The 17,685-nt window shown below is 61.3% G+C and carries 16 protein-coding genes; 10 read left to right on the forward strand and 6 right to left on the reverse strand.

Annotated elements, in window-relative coordinates:
- The coding region (locus AACZ55_RS11055; protein WP_339646073.1) for a DUF1028 domain-containing protein at nt 1–364 on the reverse strand (364 nt) is incomplete at its 3' end.
- 278 nt (nt 365–642) lie between these two features.
- Between AACZ55_RS11055 and AACZ55_RS11060 the strand changes: the two genes are divergently transcribed.
- The 8 genes from AACZ55_RS11060 (at nt 643) to AACZ55_RS11095 (ending at nt 9,146) form a co-directional block, all read left to right on the forward strand.
- A complete protein-coding gene (locus tag AACZ55_RS11060) occupies nt 643–2,196 on the forward strand; it encodes an ABC transporter substrate-binding protein (RefSeq protein WP_338607112.1) in 1,554 nt (517 codons plus the stop codon).
- Between the two features lie 238 nt (nt 2,197–2,434).
- Complete coding sequence (locus AACZ55_RS11065) at nt 2,435–3,382, forward strand: ABC transporter permease (RefSeq protein ID WP_339646076.1); 948 nt, start codon at nt 2,435–2,437, stop codon at nt 3,380–3,382.
- The gene (locus AACZ55_RS11070; RefSeq protein WP_339646078.1) at nt 3,379–5,169 is read left to right on the forward strand and encodes a dipeptide/oligopeptide/nickel ABC transporter permease/ATP-binding protein; all 1,791 of its coding nucleotides are present in this window, start codon (nt 3,379–3,381) and stop codon (nt 5,167–5,169) included. Before AACZ55_RS11065 ends, AACZ55_RS11070 begins: the two co-directional genes overlap by 4 nt.
- Nucleotides 5,166–5,963 carry an ATP-binding cassette domain-containing protein gene (locus AACZ55_RS11075; protein ID WP_339646080.1) on the forward strand — a complete coding sequence of 266 codons (798 nt, stop codon included), beginning with the start codon at nt 5,166–5,168 and terminating at the stop codon, nt 5,961–5,963. The genes AACZ55_RS11070 and AACZ55_RS11075 overlap by 4 nt, the downstream gene beginning before the upstream one ends.
- A 4-nt stretch (nt 5,964–5,967) precedes the next feature.
- The gene (locus tag AACZ55_RS11080) at nt 5,968–6,771 is read left to right on the forward strand and encodes a GntR family transcriptional regulator (protein WP_339646082.1); all 804 of its coding nucleotides are present in this window, start codon (nt 5,968–5,970) and stop codon (nt 6,769–6,771) included.
- On the forward strand, nt 6,768–7,856 hold the full coding sequence (locus AACZ55_RS11085) for an osmoprotectant NAGGN system M42 family peptidase (protein ID WP_339646084.1): 1,089 nt from the start codon (nt 6,768–6,770) through the stop codon (nt 7,854–7,856). The genes AACZ55_RS11080 and AACZ55_RS11085 overlap by 4 nt, the downstream gene beginning before the upstream one ends.
- Before the next feature lie 60 nt (nt 7,857–7,916).
- Nucleotides 7,917–8,744, forward strand: coding sequence for a TIGR02587 family membrane protein (locus AACZ55_RS11090; RefSeq protein ID WP_338607118.1), 828 nt, complete (start codon nt 7,917–7,919; stop codon nt 8,742–8,744).
- Nucleotides 8,745–8,753: 9 nt separating this feature from the next.
- Complete coding sequence (locus AACZ55_RS11095; RefSeq protein WP_339646087.1) at nt 8,754–9,146, forward strand: hypothetical protein; 393 nt, start codon at nt 8,754–8,756, stop codon at nt 9,144–9,146.
- Here AACZ55_RS11095 and AACZ55_RS11100 read toward each other — a convergent pair.
- From AACZ55_RS11100 to AACZ55_RS11120, 5 genes are all read right to left on the reverse strand, one after another.
- Nucleotides 9,137–10,654 (reverse strand): aldehyde dehydrogenase (NADP(+)), encoded by a 1,518-nt coding sequence (locus AACZ55_RS11100; RefSeq protein WP_339646089.1) that lies wholly within the window; start codon nt 10,652–10,654, stop codon nt 9,137–9,139. The genes AACZ55_RS11095 and AACZ55_RS11100 overlap by 10 nt on opposite strands.
- Nucleotides 10,655–10,773: 119 nt before the next feature.
- Nucleotides 10,774–11,379, reverse strand: coding sequence for an ABC-type transport auxiliary lipoprotein family protein (locus tag AACZ55_RS11105; protein ID WP_339646091.1), 606 nt, complete (start codon nt 11,377–11,379; stop codon nt 10,774–10,776).
- Nucleotides 11,380–11,433: 54 nt separating this feature from the next.
- Nucleotides 11,434–13,101: an MlaD family protein gene (locus AACZ55_RS11110; protein WP_339646093.1), complete on the reverse strand. Its 1,668-nt coding sequence runs from the start codon at nt 13,099–13,101 to the stop codon at nt 11,434–11,436.
- 3 nt (nt 13,102–13,104) lie between these two features.
- Nucleotides 13,105–13,884: an ATP-binding cassette domain-containing protein gene (locus tag AACZ55_RS11115; protein WP_338607123.1), complete on the reverse strand. Its 780-nt coding sequence runs from the start codon at nt 13,882–13,884 to the stop codon at nt 13,105–13,107.
- 3 nt (nt 13,885–13,887) lie between these two features.
- Nucleotides 13,888–15,027, reverse strand: a complete 1,140-nt coding sequence (locus AACZ55_RS11120; protein WP_339646095.1) for an ABC transporter permease — start codon at nt 15,025–15,027, stop codon at nt 13,888–13,890.
- A 379-nt stretch (nt 15,028–15,406) separates the two neighbouring features.
- Between AACZ55_RS11120 and AACZ55_RS11125 the strand changes: the two genes are divergently transcribed.
- Both AACZ55_RS11125 and AACZ55_RS11130 read left to right on the forward strand, forming a co-directional pair.
- The gene (locus AACZ55_RS11125; protein WP_339646097.1) at nt 15,407–16,669 is read left to right on the forward strand and encodes an integrase arm-type DNA-binding domain-containing protein; all 1,263 of its coding nucleotides are present in this window, start codon (nt 15,407–15,409) and stop codon (nt 16,667–16,669) included.
- 94 nt (nt 16,670–16,763) lie between these two features.
- The gene (locus tag AACZ55_RS11130; protein ID WP_339646099.1) at nt 16,764–17,639 is read left to right on the forward strand and encodes a hypothetical protein; all 876 of its coding nucleotides are present in this window, start codon (nt 16,764–16,766) and stop codon (nt 17,637–17,639) included.
- Nucleotides 17,640–17,685 lie beyond the last annotated feature (46 nt).

Raw genomic sequence — 17,685 nt, forward strand, 5'->3', positions numbered from 1 at the left:
TGTTGGCGAGGAGATTTCCGGCGATGGCAATGTCGGTTTGCAGATGCAGGCCCACGGCCGCGGTCAGGCCCTGCCCGCTCCACCCGGCCGTTGCGCCGGTGCGGTCCATGACGATCAACTGCCGCCGGTCGCGTTCGGAATCGGCGGTGGTCAGCGCATAGACCACGGCCTCGGCGCCCTGCCCGGCGTCCAGCGCCGCCAGCCCGTCAAAGGCATAAAGCGGGTTGGTGTAGCCTTGCGTTGCCAACGCCCCCACCCCGGCCCGCGCGTGCGGCACCAACGAGCCGACGGCCGGCCCGCCCGTCGCCGTTGCGACACCGAACGAACCGTTTGTACGGTCATGGGCGAGAATTGAGAACGTCATGGGCAGTTTTTCTCCCTGATTGAATTTATAGCGATAAATGTATTGCCATGTCCATTTATGCTGATAAATTCATTAGGAGACCAGCGCCTCCAAGGCAAGCTCCGGGGGCCAAGTCAGAACCGGGCAACGATCCGGAATACGTAATTAAGTCGTCGCGTTCCCGAACCGAAAAAGTGGGAGCCACTTTTTCTCGGAACGCCAGAAGCTGCCAAATCGCGTTCCCGAACCGGAAAAGTGGGGGCCACTTTTTCTGGGAACGCTCCAAAGGAGAGGTTATCATGAAGAAGCTTTTAGCCGGGGCCGCAATCGCCGTGCTCATGGCCGCATCGCCGGTTGTTGCACAGACCCCGCCCAATGTCCTGATCGTGGGCCAGATCGCCGAGCCCCAGACGCTCGATCCGCAGGTTTCCACCGCGGCCAACGATTTCCGCATTCTGACCAACATGTTTGAAGGCCTTGTGCGCTTTGCCGAAGGCACGCTCGAAGTCGAGCCGGCCCTGGCGACGGACTGGACCATTTCCGATGACGGGCTGGTCTATACCTTCACTCTGCGCGAGGGCGTCACCTTCCACGATGGCACCCCGTTCAACGCCGAGGCGGTCAAGTTCACCTTCGATCGCATGCTCGACGAGGAACACCCCTATTACGATACCGGCCCCTTCCCGCTTTCGTTCAATTTTGCGGACGTGACCTCGGTCGAGGTGCTCGACGAGTACACCGTCGAATTTACCCTGGGCACCCCGTTCGCGCCGTTCATGACCAATCTCGCCACCAACACCGGCGTCATCGTGTCCCCGACCGCCGTTGCCGAATATGGCGAGGATTTCGGGCGCAATCCGGTGGGCACCGGCCCGTTCAAATTCGAGGAATGGCAGTCCAACACCCGGGTCGTGGTTTCACGCAACGAGGATTATTGGGGCGATCCGGCCGGCATGGAAACCGTGGTCTTCCGCCCGATCACGGACGCCAACACCCGCGTTGCCGAAATGCTTTCGGGCGGCATCGACATCATGGTGGAAGTGCCCCCCGACAACGTATCGATGTTCGCCGAGGACCCCAGCTTTACTGTTTATGACGCCGTTGGTCCGCACACATGGTACGTGATGCTCAACGCCAAGGAAGGCCCGTTTGCCGATCCGCTGGTGCGCCAGGCCGCCAACTACGCGGTCAACAAGGAAACGCTGGTCAACGACGTGCTTTCGGGCACTGCCGACGTATCCGCCGGCCCCATCCCCCCGGCTTTCGCCTGGGCCTATAACGATGCCGTCGAGCCCTACCCCTACGATCCGGAAATGGCCGAGCAGCTGCTCGAAGAATCCGGGGTCGAAGATCTTTCGGTCACCTTCTATGTCACCGAAGGCGGCTCGGGCATGCTCGATCCCATCCCGATGGGCACGGCGATCCAGGCCGATCTCGAAGCCGTCGGGTTCGATGTCGAAATCGAGACCTATGAGTGGAACACCTTCCTTGCGAACGTGAACCCGGGTCTCGAAGGCAAGGCGGACATGGCCGAAATGGCCTGGATGACCACCGATCCCGATACCCTCCCCTTCCTCACCCTGCGCACCGCCGCATGGCCGGAAGACGGCGGGTTCAATTCGAGCTATTATTCCAATGTCGATGTCGACGAAATGCTCGATCAGGCCCGCATGGAAACCGATCCGGAAACCCGCGCCGCGCTCTATCGCGACGTCCAGCAGGTCGTTCACGATGATGCGCCCTGGATCTTCGTTGCCAACTGGAAGCAGAACGCGGTCTCCACGGCCAATGTGCAAGGCTTTGAACTCCAGCCGGACTTCAACCTGCTCCTGCGGACCGTGACCAAGCAGTAGCGGCCTTGGGGGTGGGGCTGCCGGCCAGGCGCTTGCGGCCCCGCCCCACCGCTCCGCTCACCCACCAATGTCATCCCGGGCAAGACCCGGGACCCAGTACCCGGCAGCCTTCGTGCTAATCCACAAGCGCTGCCGCATACTGGACCCCGGCTCAGGGCCGGGGTGACCAAGGGGGGCATAACGCACCGCTCGCTTCCCCAACGAAACGAGCCCCCGCCGCAAAAGAGGAAATGCAGACATGCCCGGCTATATCCTCAAACGCCTCGTCTCGGCCATTCCCGTCATCATTGGGCTGTCGGTGATCGTGTTCGGCATCATGGCGCTGATCCCCGGCGATCCGGCGCTGGCCATTCTGGGCTCATATGCCACCCCCGAAAACGTCGCCCGCATCAATCGCGAACTTGGGCTGGACCGCCCGGTCTGGGAGCAGTATTTCGTCTGGGTGGGGAATCTGGTGCAGGGCGATTTCGGGCGCTCGTTCATCCTCAACCGCCCGGTGATCGATGAAGTGCTCGAACGCTTTGGCGCAACGCTGATCCTGGCCGGTGCCTCGCTGGTGCTGTGCTCGATCCTGGGCATTTTCGCCGGGGTGGTTTCCGCCGTCCGCCAGTTCGGCTGGACCGACCGGATCGTTACCTTTTTTGTCCTGATCGGCATTTCCACCCCCGCCTTCTGGTTGGGGCTGATCTTCATTCTGCTGTTTGCCGTGCAATGGCGCGTGCTGCCCGCTTCGGGCATGTACGCGGTCTATGGCGGAGGCGACCTGCCCGACCTTCTGATCCATCTGATTTTGCCCGCCACCACGCTGGCCATCGTCGCCACGGGCGTCATCGCACGTCTCACGCGGGCGGCGATGCTCGAAGTGCTGCGCCAGGATTTCGTCCGCACCGCCCGCGCCAAGGGCCTCAATGAACGCGCGGTGATCTACCGCCATGCCTTCAAGGCCGCGCTGGTTTCGATCATTCCGGTGATCGGCATTCAGGCCGGGTTCGTCATGGGCGGGGCGGTCTATATCGAGACCGTGTTCCAGTGGCCGGGCATCGGGGCGATGCTGGTCAACGCCATTTCCACCCGCGACATCCTTCTGGTGCAGGGCGGCGTGCTGGTGGTTGCCGTCACATACGTGCTCATCAATCTTCTCGCCGACGTGGCGCAGGCCGTTCTGGACCCGAGGCTCAAGACATGACCCAGGCAATCGCGACCGCAGACAATGCGCCTTCGTCGGCCCGGCTCTCAAGCTGGAGCCTGTTGCTCAACAACCGGCTGGCAGCCGGCGGGCTCGTCGTTCTCGTTCTGATCGGCGCCATTGCGCTCCTCGCCCCGCTCCTGCCCATCCCCGACCCTGACGCCACCCTGCCCGCCAACCGGCTGCAGCCGATCTTTTCGGATGGCCATTTTCTGGGCACCGACCATCTGGGCCGCGATATTCTCGCCCGGCTCATCTGGGGTTCGCGGGTCTCGATTGCCGTGGGGCTATCCGCCACGCTGATTGCGGCGCTGATCGGCTCGCTGATCGGGCTGGTTTCGGGTTACGCGCGGGGCATCACCGACAACATATTGATGCGCGGCATCGATATGCTGATGGCCTTTCCCTATATCCTGCTCGCCCTGGCCATCGTTGCCGTGCTCGGGCCGGGGCTGCTCAATGCGCTTTACGCCATTGCCGTCGTCAATATCCCCTTCTTTGCCCGTAACGTTCGCGGCATCACCGTGGGGCTGGCCAGCCGCGAATTTGTCGATGCGGCCCGGCTTTCGGGCAAATCGCATACGGCGATCCTGTTTTCCGAAGTGCTGCCCAACGTGTTGCCGGTCATCGTCATCACAATGTCGACGACCGTGGGCTGGATGATCCTTGAAACCGCAGGGCTGTCCTTCCTCGGGCTCGGCGCGCAACCGCCCCAGTCCGATCTGGGCTCCATGCTGGGCGAGGGCCGGCGCCTGCTGTTTAATGCGCCCCATGTGTCGATCATTCCCGGGTTGATGATCTTTGCCATCGTCATGAGCATCAACCTGCTGGGCGATGGCGTCCGCGACGTGCTCGATCCGCGCCTGCGGGCCGGCGATCTGACCCGCCCGCTTTCGGTAACGCGGATCGAGCGCAAAAAGGCTGCCGAGCCCCAGGACAAGGCAACTGCCATTCTCGACGTCCACAATCTCGAAACCAGCTTTCAGCGCGGCCGGGCCACCATCCCGGCGGTCAAGGACATCTCCTTTACCCTCAACAAGGGCGAATGCATGGGGCTGATCGGGGAGTCCGGGTCGGGCAAGTCCGTCACTGCCCTGTCGCTGCTCGGGCTTGTCGCCTCTCCGCCGGGCATCATCACCGGGGGTTCGGTATCCATCGAGGGCGAGGACGTGTTCTCGCGGTCCGAAAGCGGCATCCGGGCGCTGCGCGGCTCCAAGGTCGCCTATGTGTTTCAGGACCCGTTGACCACGCTTCATCCGCTCTACAGGGTCGGTGAGCAGATCGCCGAAGCCATCACCACCCATCAACCGGTCGGCAAGAGTGAAGCCAAAGAGCGGGCTATCGCTTTGATGGAACAGGTGGGCATCCGCGATGCAGCCGAGCGGGTCGATGCCTTTCCGCACGAAATGAGCGGCGGGCAGCGCCAGCGCATCGGCATTGCCATGGCGCTGGCCAACGATCCTGACGTCATTATCGCCGACGAACCGACAACGGCTCTGGACGTCACCGTCCAGGCCAAAATTCTCGACCTGCTTCAGAATTTGCGCCGCGAACGCGGCATGGCGCTGTTGCTCATCACCCACGATTTCGGGGTTGTCGCCCAGGTGTGCGACCGGGTCGCGGTGATGAAGGACGGCGTCATCGTTGAAAGCGGGACGACGCCGGATGTCCTGCGCGACCCCCAGCACGACTACACCAAAAAGCTCATCGCCTGCGTGCCCGAACTGGGCAAGGGCAAGGATTTCCTCGCCACTGTCCGGCCCCTGTTTGCGGAGGGCAAACCATGAGCAACGCCATCGTCGTAAAAGACCTGGTCAAAACCTTCGGGGGCAACCGCACCCTGTTTGGTGGCAAGAGCCACGCGGTTCAGGCCGTCAAGGGCGTGACGTTCGAGCTCAAACAGGGCGAAACGCTGGCCATCGTGGGCGAAAGCGGATCGGGTAAATCGACAATCGCGCGCATGCTGGTCGGCCTCGAAACACCGACCTCGGGCAGCGTCGAAATCGGCGGCAAAGCCTATGACGCGCTGCAATCGGAAGGCTCGCGGGCCTTCGGGCAGATGATCCAGTATGTGTTTCAGGACCCCGTCGCTTCCTTGAATCCACGCAAGACGATAGACAGGATTCTTGACGTGCCACTCAACCTGTTGCGCGGCTATGATGCCGACAGGCGCAAGGCGCGAAAACGTGACCTGCTCGACGCGGTGCAGATGCCCAAGGACACGCTGGAGCGCTATCCGCACGAATTTTCCGGCGGCCAGGCCCAGCGCATCGCCATTGCCCGCGCCCTGGCGGCGGAAGCGAAAATCATGGTTCTGGACGAACCGGTCTCGGCGCTCGACGTTTCGGTGCAGGCGCAGGTTCTCTTGCTGCTCGACGATCTCAAGCGCGAGTTCGGGCTGTCCTATTTGTTCATCAGCCACGATCTGGCGGTCGTGGAATCGGTCTCGGACCGGGTCGCGGTCATGTATATGGGCGAGATGGTGGAACTGGACACCGCCGAGAAACTGTTTGCCGCACCGGGTCACGACTATACAAGGGAGTTGATTGCCAGCGCGCCCCGGCTGGCCGCAGCCCAATAGTATCATGAACGCCCTAGACACCCCAATCCCCCTCCGCCGCAAGCGCACCGACGAAATCGTCGATGCGATCAAGAAGACCATCATCGAGCACGGGCTGCAGCCGGGAGACCGGCTGCCCCAGGAGCGCGAATTGATGGAGCAGTACACAGCGTCCAAGGGCACGATCCGCGAAGCGCTCAAATCGCTCGAAGTGCAGGGGCTGATCCGCACCCGCACCGGGCCGGGTGGCGGGGCCTTCATCGACACCATGTCGGAAAACCGGGCGATGAGCCTTTTGTCCAACTATCTGTTCGCCAAGACGGTGACGATTGGCGATATCTACGCGCTGCGCAAGGTGCTCGAACCGCTCGTTGCCGTGAGTGCGATGGCCAACATGAACGAAATGGCCTATGAGCGGCTCAATGGCATCATCGCAATCTACGATCATGAGCCTGCCGATGCCCAGGAGCGCTGGGACCAGCGCATGGCCGAACTCGATTTCCACGCCGTGGTGGCAGAATACGCCGACAACGCCCTGCTCGCCTTCACCTGCCGCTTCCTGCAGCGGCTTTTGAAGGATCTGGCCGTCTGTCACGACATCTACGTCCAGCCCAAGCCCGTGTTGCGTGCGCAGGGGATCGAATACCAGCGCAAGATGATCGCCGCCATGCAGGCGGGCAATGCCGACGGGGTTCACAAGATCATGTCGGATCATATGGCCTACGCCGAGCGTTCCATGCTCGACCTGCAGGCCGAGTTGAACGGCGATTTCCTCCACGACCCCGTGGCCCGCGGTGGAACCGAGAAACGCAAAAAGAGCATTAAATGATCGACACCGGATACCTCCAGCGCTGTCTGGAGGACCTCGTCAACACCCCCTCACCGGTCGGGATGACCGAACGCGCCGCCGTCAAGGTCGCGGCCTGGCTCGAGACCATGGGCTATCAGGTCAGCTACACCCGGCGAGGCGTCCTCAGCGTCACCATCGGCAATGGCGAACCGCGACGGGCGCTGGCGGCCCACATCGATACGCTCGGGGCCATGGTCACCGGCTTCCATCCCAATGGCCGCCCGAAGCTGCGCAACACCGGAACATGGGCGGCGCGGTTTGCCGAAGGGGCGCGCTGCACGATCTTTACCGACGCCGGCGAGTTGCGCGGCACGATTCTGCCGCTCAAGGCATCGGGTCATCTGTTCAACACAGAGGTGGATACCCAACCGGCCGATTGGGACAATCTGGAAGTGCGGATCGACGAATTTCCCGAAGCGGACGGAATATTTCCGCAAAGTTCAGCAATGTCGGGTCACCGAGAGCACAAGTCCACACCTTTTGGCGTCAATGTTGGCGATGTTGTCGCCATCGATGCGCAGCCCGAATTCCTCGAAAACGGCTTCATCGTCTCGCGCCATCTCGACGACAAGGCAGGCGTTGCGTGCCTTCTGGCGGCGCTAAAACACTTCTCCGATGACGGCATTTCACCCTCCGTTCCAGCCCAGGTGATGTTCACGATTTCCGAGGAAGTGGGGATCGGGGGAACGCACGGATTTGGTGAGCAGGTTCAAGAACTTGTGGCCGTCGACAACGGCGTAACAGGGCCCGGACAGACCACCCATGACGCCGCCGCAACCATCGCTTTCCGCGATCGGACCGGCCCGTTCGATCTGCCCATCACAAGGCACCTTCTCGCGCTGGCCCAGGCCAATGACATCGCCCATGTCCGCGACACCTTCCGCTCCTACCGCTCCGATAGCGCAGCGGCAATCGATGCGGGCTGGGATCTACGGGTCGGACTGATCTGCTTTTCGCTCGACGCCTCGCATGGCTGGGAGCGTACGCATATCAAGTCATTGGAAGAACTGACGAAATTGATCATCGCCTATATCGGCAGCGAACTGGTTCCCCTGCCCGTCTGAATGGAACGCGCACCGCTTATCCCCGTTATCGCCATATCTGTCATAATGGATGGGCGACCGGTGGTCACGCGCGCGGAATCGAAACAGGAGCAGGGCCCGTTTCCTTTGGGTCTGTTGCGCGGGGCGGGCGGCGCACTGATTTTTGCGCTGCCCATGCTTATGACCATGGAGATGTGGCAGCTTGGCATGACGCTGGACCGCTGGCGTCTGCTTGTTCTGCTTGTCACCGGCTTTCCGTTCATGATGCTGCTTTCGCGCGAGATCGGGTTCGAGAGCACCCGCGACTGGCGCCAGGATCTGCGTGATGTGACCATCGCCTATGGCCTCGGCATAGTCACCAGCGCAGCCGTCATGACCGTTCTGGCCATTTTCGGCAATCCGGCCAGCCTGAGCGAAACGGCGGGCATGATCGCAATTCAGACCTTTCCAGCGGCGCTGGGCGCCATGCTGGCCCGCGGCCAGTTCGGCGACGATTCCGAACCGGCAAAAAGGGACGAAACCTTCAACGGCCAGATGCTCATCATGGCTGCGGGAGCGCTTTTTCTCTCGCTCAACGTGGCGCCAACCGAAGAGATGCAACTTATCTCTTTCCGCATGACGCCGTGGCACGCGCTGGCGCTCATCCCGTTGTCTTTGGCGCTCATGCACGCCTTTGTCTTTGCTGCCTCCTTTGCCGGCGGCAGCGAAATCTCGCCTGAGACGCCGTGGTGGAGCGCGTTCCTGCGCTTTACGGTTTCGGGCTATGCGATGGCGCTGGCAGTCAGCCTGGCCAGCCTGTGGCTGCTCGGCCAGCTCGACGGGATGAGCTTGCAGCGCGCACTGCGCGTCACCGTCGTCCTCGGCTTCCCAGCAGCCATCGGGGCCGCTGCGGCCCGACTGATTCTTTAGGAGCGAAAGATGGCATCTGGCGCGAGACAATCAGGCGAGCGGATCGAATGGATCGCTGCAGCGGCAAGCGCGGTGCTTGTGCTGGCTCTGGCGGGCTTCATTGGCTTTGAGGCCCTGACCCGATCAGGCGGTGAGCCTCGGGTGGAACTCGCACTGGAAGACCGCCTGCCCATCGCAGACGGCCATGTGGCGAAAATCAAGGTCTGCAATCGCGGATATGTCACGATCTCGGATGTGGTGATCGAAGGGGTTGTTGCTCTGGAGAGCGGCGAGACCGAAACGGCCTCGGTCACGCTCGACTACCTTCCCGCGGAAGGCAAAACCGAGGTGGGCCTGGGGTTCTCGCAAGAGATCGATCCGGAGCGGCTCACGCTCCGGATCGCTGGCTATACTTATCCCTGAAGATCTGCCGGCAGCAGGGCGTCGGGGATGTTCTGATAGCTGACGGGCCGCAGAAAACGGCGGATCGAAAGCGTTCCGACCGAGGTATGCCCGAAATTGGTCGAGGCCGGGTATGGGCCGCCATGCACCATGGCATCGGCGACTTCCACGCCGGTCGGGAAACCGTTGGCAAGCACGCGGCCCGCCTTGCGCTCGAGGATGGGCATCAGGGAACGGCCCAAATCGGTATCGCCCGCATCCATGTGGATGGTACAGGTCAACTGCCCCTGCAACGACTTGGCGATCTGGCGCATCTGGTCGGCGTCCTTGACGGTTACGATCAGGCCGAGCGGGCCGAACACTTCTTCGCCGAGGTCGTGGTTGGCCAGCCAGGTGTCGCCATCGGTCTCAAACAGATAGGGTGTGGCGTTGCGCAGGTCGCAGGTCGAAGTCAACAGCTCCTGGACACCCTGTGAGGCGGCAATCCTGTCGCGGCCATCGCGAAATGCCTTGGCAATGCCGTCGGTCAACATTGTTTGGGGGCCGACTTCGGAGAGGGATGCCTTGGCGGTATCGATAAAGCTCCGGGCCTCATCGCCCTCGATCACCACGGCAATGCCGGGATTGGTGCAGAACTGGCCCGCACCCATTGACAGCGACCCGGCCCAGCCCTTGCCCATCTCCTCGGCCCGCGCCTTGAGTGCTTCGGGCAGAACGAACATGGGATTGACCGAGCCCAACTCGCCAAAGAACGGAATGGGTTCGGGACGGGCGGCGCACAGATCGTAAAGCGCCCTGCCCCCACCGAGCGAGCCTGTGAAGCCCACGGCCTTGATATCGGGGTGCTGGACCAGCGCCTGGCCAACCGAACGGTCACCGCCCTGGACCAGCGAAAAGACGCCAGGGTGAAGGTCAAGCTTCTTGCGTGCAGCATCGATTGCCTGCGCGACGATCTCGCCGGTGCCCGGATGAGCGCCATGGCCCTTTACGACAACAGGACAGCCTGCAGCCAAAGCCGCTGCGGTGTCGCCACCGGCAGTGGAGAAGGCCAACGGGAAGTTGGACGCGCCGAACACGGCAACCGGGCCGATGGGACGCTGGACCATTTTCAGGTCAGGGCGCGGCGCGGGCTTGCGGTCGGGCAGCGCCGCATCGTGACGGCGATCGAGATAATCGCTCTTCATAATGTGATCGGCAAACAGGCGCAACTGACCGGTGGTGCGGCCGCGTTCGCCTTCAAGGCGGGCGGCGGGGAGCCCGGTTTCCTGGGAGCCGATTTCGGTGATATCGGCCCCGCGCGCCTCGATCTCGTCGGCGATCAGATTGAGGAACGCCGCACGATCCTTGCGCGACGAATAGCCATAGGACCAGAAGGCCGCTTCGGCGGCCTTTGCGGCTTGATCAACCAGTTCGGGCGTTCCGACCGCGAATTCATGGCTCGGACCCGATGCGGGCTCGGATGCGAAGGTCCCCGCGCCGGAAACCCATTCGCCCGCGATCAGATGCTTGCCGGATGGGGTGAAACTCATGGAAAATCTCCGAAAATGGGGGTGGATGGCGGCTGAAAAACGACCGAGATTAAGTATGATTTATTGTCCGCGGAGCCTTTTTACAACCCCGCAATTCGCGCCAGGTCATAAGTTTCCGCTCAGATACGGGCGGCGGTCCATTCCACGATCTGACGCAGGATGACATCAAGCGCGGTGTTAAGGGCGGCGACGACATTGGCCTGATCGAGTGATGGCGAGGGAACATCGGCGCTGAAGGTCTGACTGGCAATCACCGTGCGGCTGCGGTCGCTGACGAGTTGTATGGCCAATGCCACGCGGGCCATTGCACCGCCGGCACTGGTATCGAGTTCAAAGGCACGGATATCTGTCGACAGGATCACATCGAGCGCGATTGGGTCGGTCGGCCTGCCGATATTGGTGACCCCTGCGTCGCGAAACGATTGCAGCATGCGGGTCTGGACGAGCAGCGGCAGGGTATCGGACCACTGGGACTCGCTAAGGTAGCTGAGAACGCCGCCCGGCTGGCGCACAACGATGCGCTGGGTATCGTATGTCGAAATGGTCGCAGGCTCACGCACAACGATAGTGCGGTTGCTCCGGCGCGGAACAGGGCCGGGAGCACCTGGGGTCAGATCGTAGGTGACGGGCGCGCTTGCGCCCAGACCAAGGCATCCGGCCAGGGTCGAGGTGAGCCCGATGGCAGACATCGAGAGAAAGGCGCGGCGGCCGATTTTATTACGCATCTGGCTCGTCCCTTGTTTAACTTTCTTTATCGCGTTCCCGAACCGGGCCGTTAGTCACGGCGCGAAATCGCGCACGGTTTCTCCACCAAACACCAGTGACTGAGGATTACGCTCGATTTGTTGCATAACGCGGTTGAACAGCTCAAGGCTCCGTACTGCCTCATTGGCGAGGGTGGTATAGGCGCCCAATCCGTTGTTGGTGAAATTTGAAAGTTCCACCGACAGGGCCAGTGTGCGCTCGTCGAGCGCGTTGGCCAGACTTTCAATGGAATTGGCCGCAGTTGAAATGTCGGCGATCACCCGCTGGCCTTCAGGTGAGGCGGCGACGGTATTTAGCGTATCGGACAATTCGCGGATCGAGGTGGCGGCTGCGCTGAAGTCGGCAAACAGCGACTGGCCGTCGTCGGACGCGACCATTCCGTCCACGCGGTCGATGAGTTGGCGCAGCGCTGTTGCCGTGGCACCAAATTCCTCGAACAGCATGCGGCCGTCCTCGGTGGTGATCATGCCGTCGATGCGGGCGATGATGGTATCGGCTCGCTCGGTGGCATTGCCCAGCGTTTCAGTGAAGGTGCGCGTGTTGGTGAGGATCTGATCGACATTGACGGCATTGCTGCCCAGCGCGGTCGAGAAGGAGTCGATATTGTCCATGGCGCGGGCAATGACGTCGGGGTCCACGGCCGCCGAAGCGCGATCGATCAGGTCCAGCGTGCCTTGCAGACCGTCCGAGACGCCCGAAAGGTTGGTGGCCAAGGAGCGGGCATCGTCAAAAAAGCCCTGGATGTTGTCCGTGTTATTGGCGAGCGTCTGGGCGAAGGCACCGACGTCTGCCACCGTCGAGCGAACATCCTCGGGGGGAATGGCCGCCACGATCTCGCGGACCTGAACAGTCAGATCGCGCAATTCGTCGGCAAGCGGACCGATGCGTTCGCTGGTCGCCGTCATTGACGACAGGAAGCCGTCGATACCCTCGGAGTTGGAGGCCAGCGCCGCAGAAAACGATTCAGCATTGGCAATCGTCCGCGAGAGGTTTTCGCGGTTGTCGGAAACCAGAAGCTCCAGCTCGGACAGCGTGGCAGTGGCGCTTTCGAGCGCCGTACTGACATTGGAAACGACGGTGTCGAAGTCCGAGCCCTCGCCTGCCCCCTCAACCAGGCCTGCCAAACCGCTGGACAAATCGTCGATGCTGGCAAGGGTGGAGGTGAGCCGCTCTTCGTTGTCCGCAAAAAAGCTGTCGATGCGCTCGAAGGTGGATTCGGCGTTGGCGATGATGTCGCGCGCGCCTTCCATTATCAGTTGGAAGTCGGACGCCTCGCCCTGCATCACAGCGATCGTCTGGCCCGCCTGTGGTTCGAGCCGCCCCGCTTCAAGCGTGCCGCCGAGAAGCTGAATATTGGCAAAGCCCGTCAGCCCTTGCACCTCGAGTATGGCGCGGGTGTCGTTCATCACCGGAGCGTCTGCTTCCACCGCGATGCGCGCGAGGACCTGGTTGGGGTCCTCGGGATTGATGGAAACCGCTTCGACGGTACCGATCGGAAGGCCATTGAACAGCACATTGGTGCCCGGCGTCAGCCCCGTGACGGCGCCATCGAAGACGATGCGGTAGGCAGCGCGTTCGGTTACCTGTCCGGCGATCGAGAACCAGTAGACAAAGCCCATGAACCCAGCGATGACCAGGGTCACAAAGGCGCCGACGATGGCGTAGTTGGCCTTATTTTCCATCGATCAGGTCTGCTCCAGATGGTGCTCGGCGCGTGGGCCGTGGAAGTAATCGACAAGCCAGGGGTCTTCGGATGCCTGCAACTGGGCGAGCGTGCCCACCTGCAACAGTTTTCCCTGACCCAAAGCGGCGATACGGTCGCAGACTGTAACAAGGCTGTCGAGATCGTGGGTGACCATATAGACGGTAAGCCCGAGCGCCGTCTTGAGGTTCAACACAAGTTCATCGAAGCGGGCCGCGCCGATGGGATCGAGGCCGGCGGTCGGCTCGTCGAGAAAAATGATATCGGGGTCGAGCGCAAGGGCCCGGGCCAGAGCGGCACGCTTTATCATCCCGCCCGACAGTTCGGACGGATATAGGTTTTCCGAATCCGGGCCGAGACCGACGAGATCGATCTTGAAGCGGGCGATTTCGCGGCGCAGCTTCTTTGGGATGTCGAAATGTTCGCGCATCGGAAATTCGACGTTTTCGAGCACGGTCAGCGAGGAAAAAAGCGCGCCCTGCTGGAACAGGACGCCCCAGCGACGCTCTATGGCGACGCGCTGGCTATAGGACAGGCTCGCATAGTCCTCGCCGAACACTTCGATGACGCCGGCGCGTTTGGGCAACAGGCCGATCAAGGCGCGCAGGGTTACCGACTTTCCCGAGCCTGAAGGGCCGATGACGCCAAGCACCTCGCCCTTGCGCACATCGAGGCTAAAGCCGTCGATGACGTTTTGATCGCCAAAGCCGACGACGAGATCGCGGATGGAAATAATGGGATCCGGCGTTGCAGCATCGACCATTGGTCAGACTCCGATGGCCGCAAAGAACATGGCAAACAGCCCATCGGCGACGATGACCAGAAAGATCGACCGCACGACCGAGGCCGTTGTGTGGCGGCCCAGGGATTCCGCGCTGCCCTGCACCTTGAAGCCCTCGTTGGCCGCGACCAGCCCAATGATGACGGCCATGAAAGGCGCCTTGACCATGCCGACAAGGAGAGTTTGCATGTTGAGAGCACCCTGCAACCGGTCGAGAAAGATATCAAAAGGGATGCCGCCATAAACCAGTGCGACGATGGCGGCGCCCACGAGGCCCGAGAGAGCGCCAATGAAAGCCAGGAAGGGCAGGCCGATCAACAGCGCGATCATGCGCGGCAGGATGAGCACCTGATAGGGATCGACGCCCATGACCTTGAGCGCGTCAAGTTCCTCGCGCATCCGCATGGAGCCCAGTTCGGCGGTTATGGCCGAGCCTGATCGTCCGGCGATCATGATAGCGGCAAGCAGGAGCCCCACTTCGCGCAGCATGAGGATGGCAGCGAGATCGACGACATAGATCGCAACGCCGAAATTGTTGAGCTGGAGGATGGATTGCTGAGTGATTATGGCGCCGACCACCACTGAAATCAGCACGACAATGGGCACGGCCCGAAAGGCGATCAGATCGAGCTGGTTGACCAGGGCGGCAAAACGGAACGGCGCACGAAAGGTGAACGTGGCGCCGGCCGCGGCCATCACGCGCCCCAGAACGGCATGAATGGCTACCACATCCACCAACGCGTTGGCCGTCATGCGGCCGAGCCCGTCGAATGGCCGTAAGAGCCAGGGCAGCGTGGGCTTGGCCACGGGGGCGTGCGGCTCTATAGCATTGACGTGGTTGAGAAGCGCTTCCTGCGCCTCGGTGGTGCCGGTGATTGCGGTTTGAACCCTCTGCCCCATTTCGTCACGGCGTCGGGCCAGAAGGAAGGCCCCGACCGTATCGAGCGCAGTCACGCCGGTCAGGTCGAACTCGAGACGGGCCGGCACGGAACGGTCCGCAAAGGCGGCCTCGATTCGCGACTGGATCTGCTGTGTCCATTGCGTGGTCCACGCGCCGGACAGCCGCGCGACAAGAGCACCGTCAGCATCGGACATCTCGATCTGGGGTTCATCCACCTGACTCATGAAGTGCGCGCTTGTCGTTCCGTGCTGGTCGAATCCGAAGCCCTTGGGGCCGTTCATGTTTTCTTAACATGGAGGAACCGGCTTGTCCTGACCGGGGAGGCACCGACGCCCGTGCCCAAGAGAGATGACCGGCAGGTGATGCATTTGTGCACGTCTAAGGCACCGCTCGGGACATGGCGCCCGGCGTGGTGTTCTTGCGGTTGGCTGGGAAAATGGCGGAGAGGAAGTCCGCCATACCTTTATCCGTCAATGTTCGCAGCAATCCGAAATTCCTTCAAAGTTTGAAGCATTTGGCTATGTAGTTGGTTTTTGCCGTTCGCTCGTGTACGCTGCAATCCGGTGATTTCTTTAGGGTTGCTTTTAGGGTGGAGTAGCAAGCATGGCCAAGCAGACACACAGGCTAACCGCACGGTCGGTCACGACCATAACCAAGCCGGGTCTGCACGCTGATGGTGATGGCTTGTACCTCGTCGTAGATAAGACCGGCGCCAAGCGGTGGGCTTTCATCTTCCAATGGGACGGCAAGCGCAAAGAGATGGGTTTAGGTAACCTGGCATCCATTGGCCTTGCCGATGCTCGTGGCATGGCCGCCGACGCTCGCAGGCTGCTGGCAACAGGCAAGAACCCGATCGAGGAGCGGAAGCGCGCCAAAGCCGAACGCGAAGCCGCTGCCATGACTTTTGGCAAATATGCCGAGGAATTTGTGGGCGACATCACCAAGGGGTTCCACAATGACAAGCATCAGGCCCAGTGGCGCATGACATTGTCGGTCGTCAGAGACCAGGATGACGAACTGGTCGACAGCGGCTATTGCCTCCCGATCCGAAACAAGCGCCTGGACGAAATCACCACCGAAGACATCCTCGGGATCCTGAAACCCATTTGGGAGACCAAGAACGAGACAGCATCCAGAACGCGCGGTCGTATTGAACGCGTCCTCGATGCCGCGAAGGCGAAGGGTTACCGCACGGGCGAAAATCCCGCGCGTTGGCGCGGCCATCTCCAATTGTTGCTATCGAAGAGAAAGAAGCTGAGCCGGGGACATCACGCCGCCCTGCCCTTCGACAGTTTGTCCGATTTCATGCCGAAGCTGCGCGCGAAAACCAACATGGGCGCCAAGGCCCTACGGTTTGCCATCCTGACTGCGAGCCGATCCGTTGAAGTTCGTTTTGCCACCTGGCGGGAAATCGACCTTGCCGCCAAGCTTTGGACGGTTCCCAAAGAGCGCATGAAGAGCAAGGAACGGGATCACCGTGTCCCCCTCACGGATGAGGCCATGGCCCTGCTCGAGGAATTGAAGGAGACGGCGACCAGCGAATGGGTGTTTCCAGGACAGCGTCCCGGTCGCCCGATCAGCCAGACGGCCTTGGAAAAAGCTGCCAAGTCCATCGGTGGCAAAATCACCGTTCATGGCTTCCGATCCACATTTCGCGATTGGGTGGAGGAAGAGACCGCTTTTCCCGACAAGCTTGCCGAGGCCGCTTTGGCTCACAAGGTCGGTGACGAGACAGAACTGGCATACAAGAGAGGCGACGTACTCAAGAAGCGCCGCAAGCTCATGGAGGCGTGGGAGCGGTACGGCAAACCACGGCCCAGCGCATCGGTCACACCGTTTCCTGGACGGAAGTCTAAAGAGGCATAATTCAGATGCATGGGGATAGGTCGGCCAACCGAAAAGCTGGGCACACCTCCAGCCTTCCCCGTGCTCCGACGAGGTGTTCGCAGAGGTAGCGACTATGAAAATCGAGGAGTTATTCAACCCGGTGATTCCGGGGCTGGGGCACGTAGAGGTGAGCCGAGAGCGCCCCCTACCCGCGCATCTGCGAGACCTTTTGGAGGCGGATGATAGGCAACGCTTCTGGTTAGCACCAGAACGTTGGCCGCGCGACGTCATGGGGATGGTATTTCTCGCACGTGCTGTGCAGCTGTTGGGACAAACCTTATTCCCGAACGAGTGGCATGGCTTTGAACCAAGCGTTGACCTATCGCTCGCTCCGCTACCAATTCTGCCGGAACTAGCGCCCGCCTCGGAAGGGCGGAAGGCCCGCAAATTAGTCGACCGCCGATGGGTGATCGACCATAGCCTATGGCGCCAGCTAAGGGAGAAGCGCGAACAGACCCTGTCATCTATCGCGGGTTCACGTAAGCGGCTTGTTGTGGTGCGAGAACGACTGATTGAAGCGTTCTTGTCCGGCGAACTGCCCTACGCGGTGCGCAACGACAATCGCGGGGACTTCTCGGACACGCTTCCAGCACACTGGTGGAACACCGAACTGACGGACGCAAGATTCTACTGGTGCCGCATAAACATCCGAAACCCAATTTCTCACGCAGTCGGCGGAGACGGTTTTCAGTTCATCTACATCGCACAACGAGACCTCACTACTCTAATCGATAAACTCGGGCATCCGGCCCCAAAGGAAAAAAACACCTTGGATGATGTTCACAAGTTGGAGGGTTATCTCCGGGCGGCCATCAAGGCCTCACCCAATAAGCGTACTCTTGACTTCAAGAAGGACATTCAGCCGTGGATGCGCGCCAATGCGCCGTCGATCACCGACAGGATGTATCGCGACACGCGTAAGTCTATCCTTGATGTGCAGACTGAATAGCCCCTAGATTTCTGGACGCCTTCTTCCCTAAATTTGAGGCAAGGAG

The sequence above is a fragment of the uncultured Pelagibacterium sp. genome (assembly GCF_963972885.1).
Taxonomy (GTDB): Bacteria; Pseudomonadota; Alphaproteobacteria; order Rhizobiales; family Devosiaceae; genus Pelagibacterium; species Pelagibacterium nitratireducens.

Coding starts and splice junctions, on each gene's coding strand:
- AACZ55_RS11085 (WP_339646084.1), top strand. CDS start 6,768: ATGATCGACACCGGATACCTCCAGCGCTGTCTGGAGGACCTCGTCAAC.
- AACZ55_RS11100 (WP_339646089.1), bottom strand. CDS start 10,654: ATGAGTTTCACCCCATCCGGCAAGCATCTGATCGCGGGCGAATGGGTT.
- AACZ55_RS11080 (WP_339646082.1), top strand. CDS start 5,968: ATGAACGCCCTAGACACCCCAATCCCCCTCCGCCGCAAGCGCACCGAC.
- AACZ55_RS11075 (WP_339646080.1), top strand. CDS start 5,166: ATGAGCAACGCCATCGTCGTAAAAGACCTGGTCAAAACCTTCGGGGGC.
- AACZ55_RS11110 (WP_339646093.1), bottom strand. CDS start 13,101: ATGGAAAATAAGGCCAACTACGCCATCGTCGGCGCCTTTGTGACCCTG.
- AACZ55_RS11070 (WP_339646078.1), top strand. CDS start 3,379: ATGACCCAGGCAATCGCGACCGCAGACAATGCGCCTTCGTCGGCCCGG.
- AACZ55_RS11065 (WP_339646076.1), top strand. CDS start 2,435: ATGCCCGGCTATATCCTCAAACGCCTCGTCTCGGCCATTCCCGTCATC.
- AACZ55_RS11130 (WP_339646099.1), top strand. CDS start 16,764: ATGAAAATCGAGGAGTTATTCAACCCGGTGATTCCGGGGCTGGGGCAC.
- AACZ55_RS11060 (WP_338607112.1), top strand. CDS start 643: ATGAAGAAGCTTTTAGCCGGGGCCGCAATCGCCGTGCTCATGGCCGCA.
- AACZ55_RS11125 (WP_339646097.1), top strand. CDS start 15,407: ATGGCCAAGCAGACACACAGGCTAACCGCACGGTCGGTCACGACCATA.
- AACZ55_RS11095 (WP_339646087.1), top strand. CDS start 8,754: ATGGCATCTGGCGCGAGACAATCAGGCGAGCGGATCGAATGGATCGCT.
- AACZ55_RS11115 (WP_338607123.1), bottom strand. CDS start 13,884: ATGGTCGATGCTGCAACGCCGGATCCCATTATTTCCATCCGCGATCTC.
- AACZ55_RS11105 (WP_339646091.1), bottom strand. CDS start 11,379: ATGCGTAATAAAATCGGCCGCCGCGCCTTTCTCTCGATGTCTGCCATC.
- AACZ55_RS11120 (WP_339646095.1), bottom strand. CDS start 15,027: ATGAGTCAGGTGGATGAACCCCAGATCGAGATGTCCGATGCTGACGGT.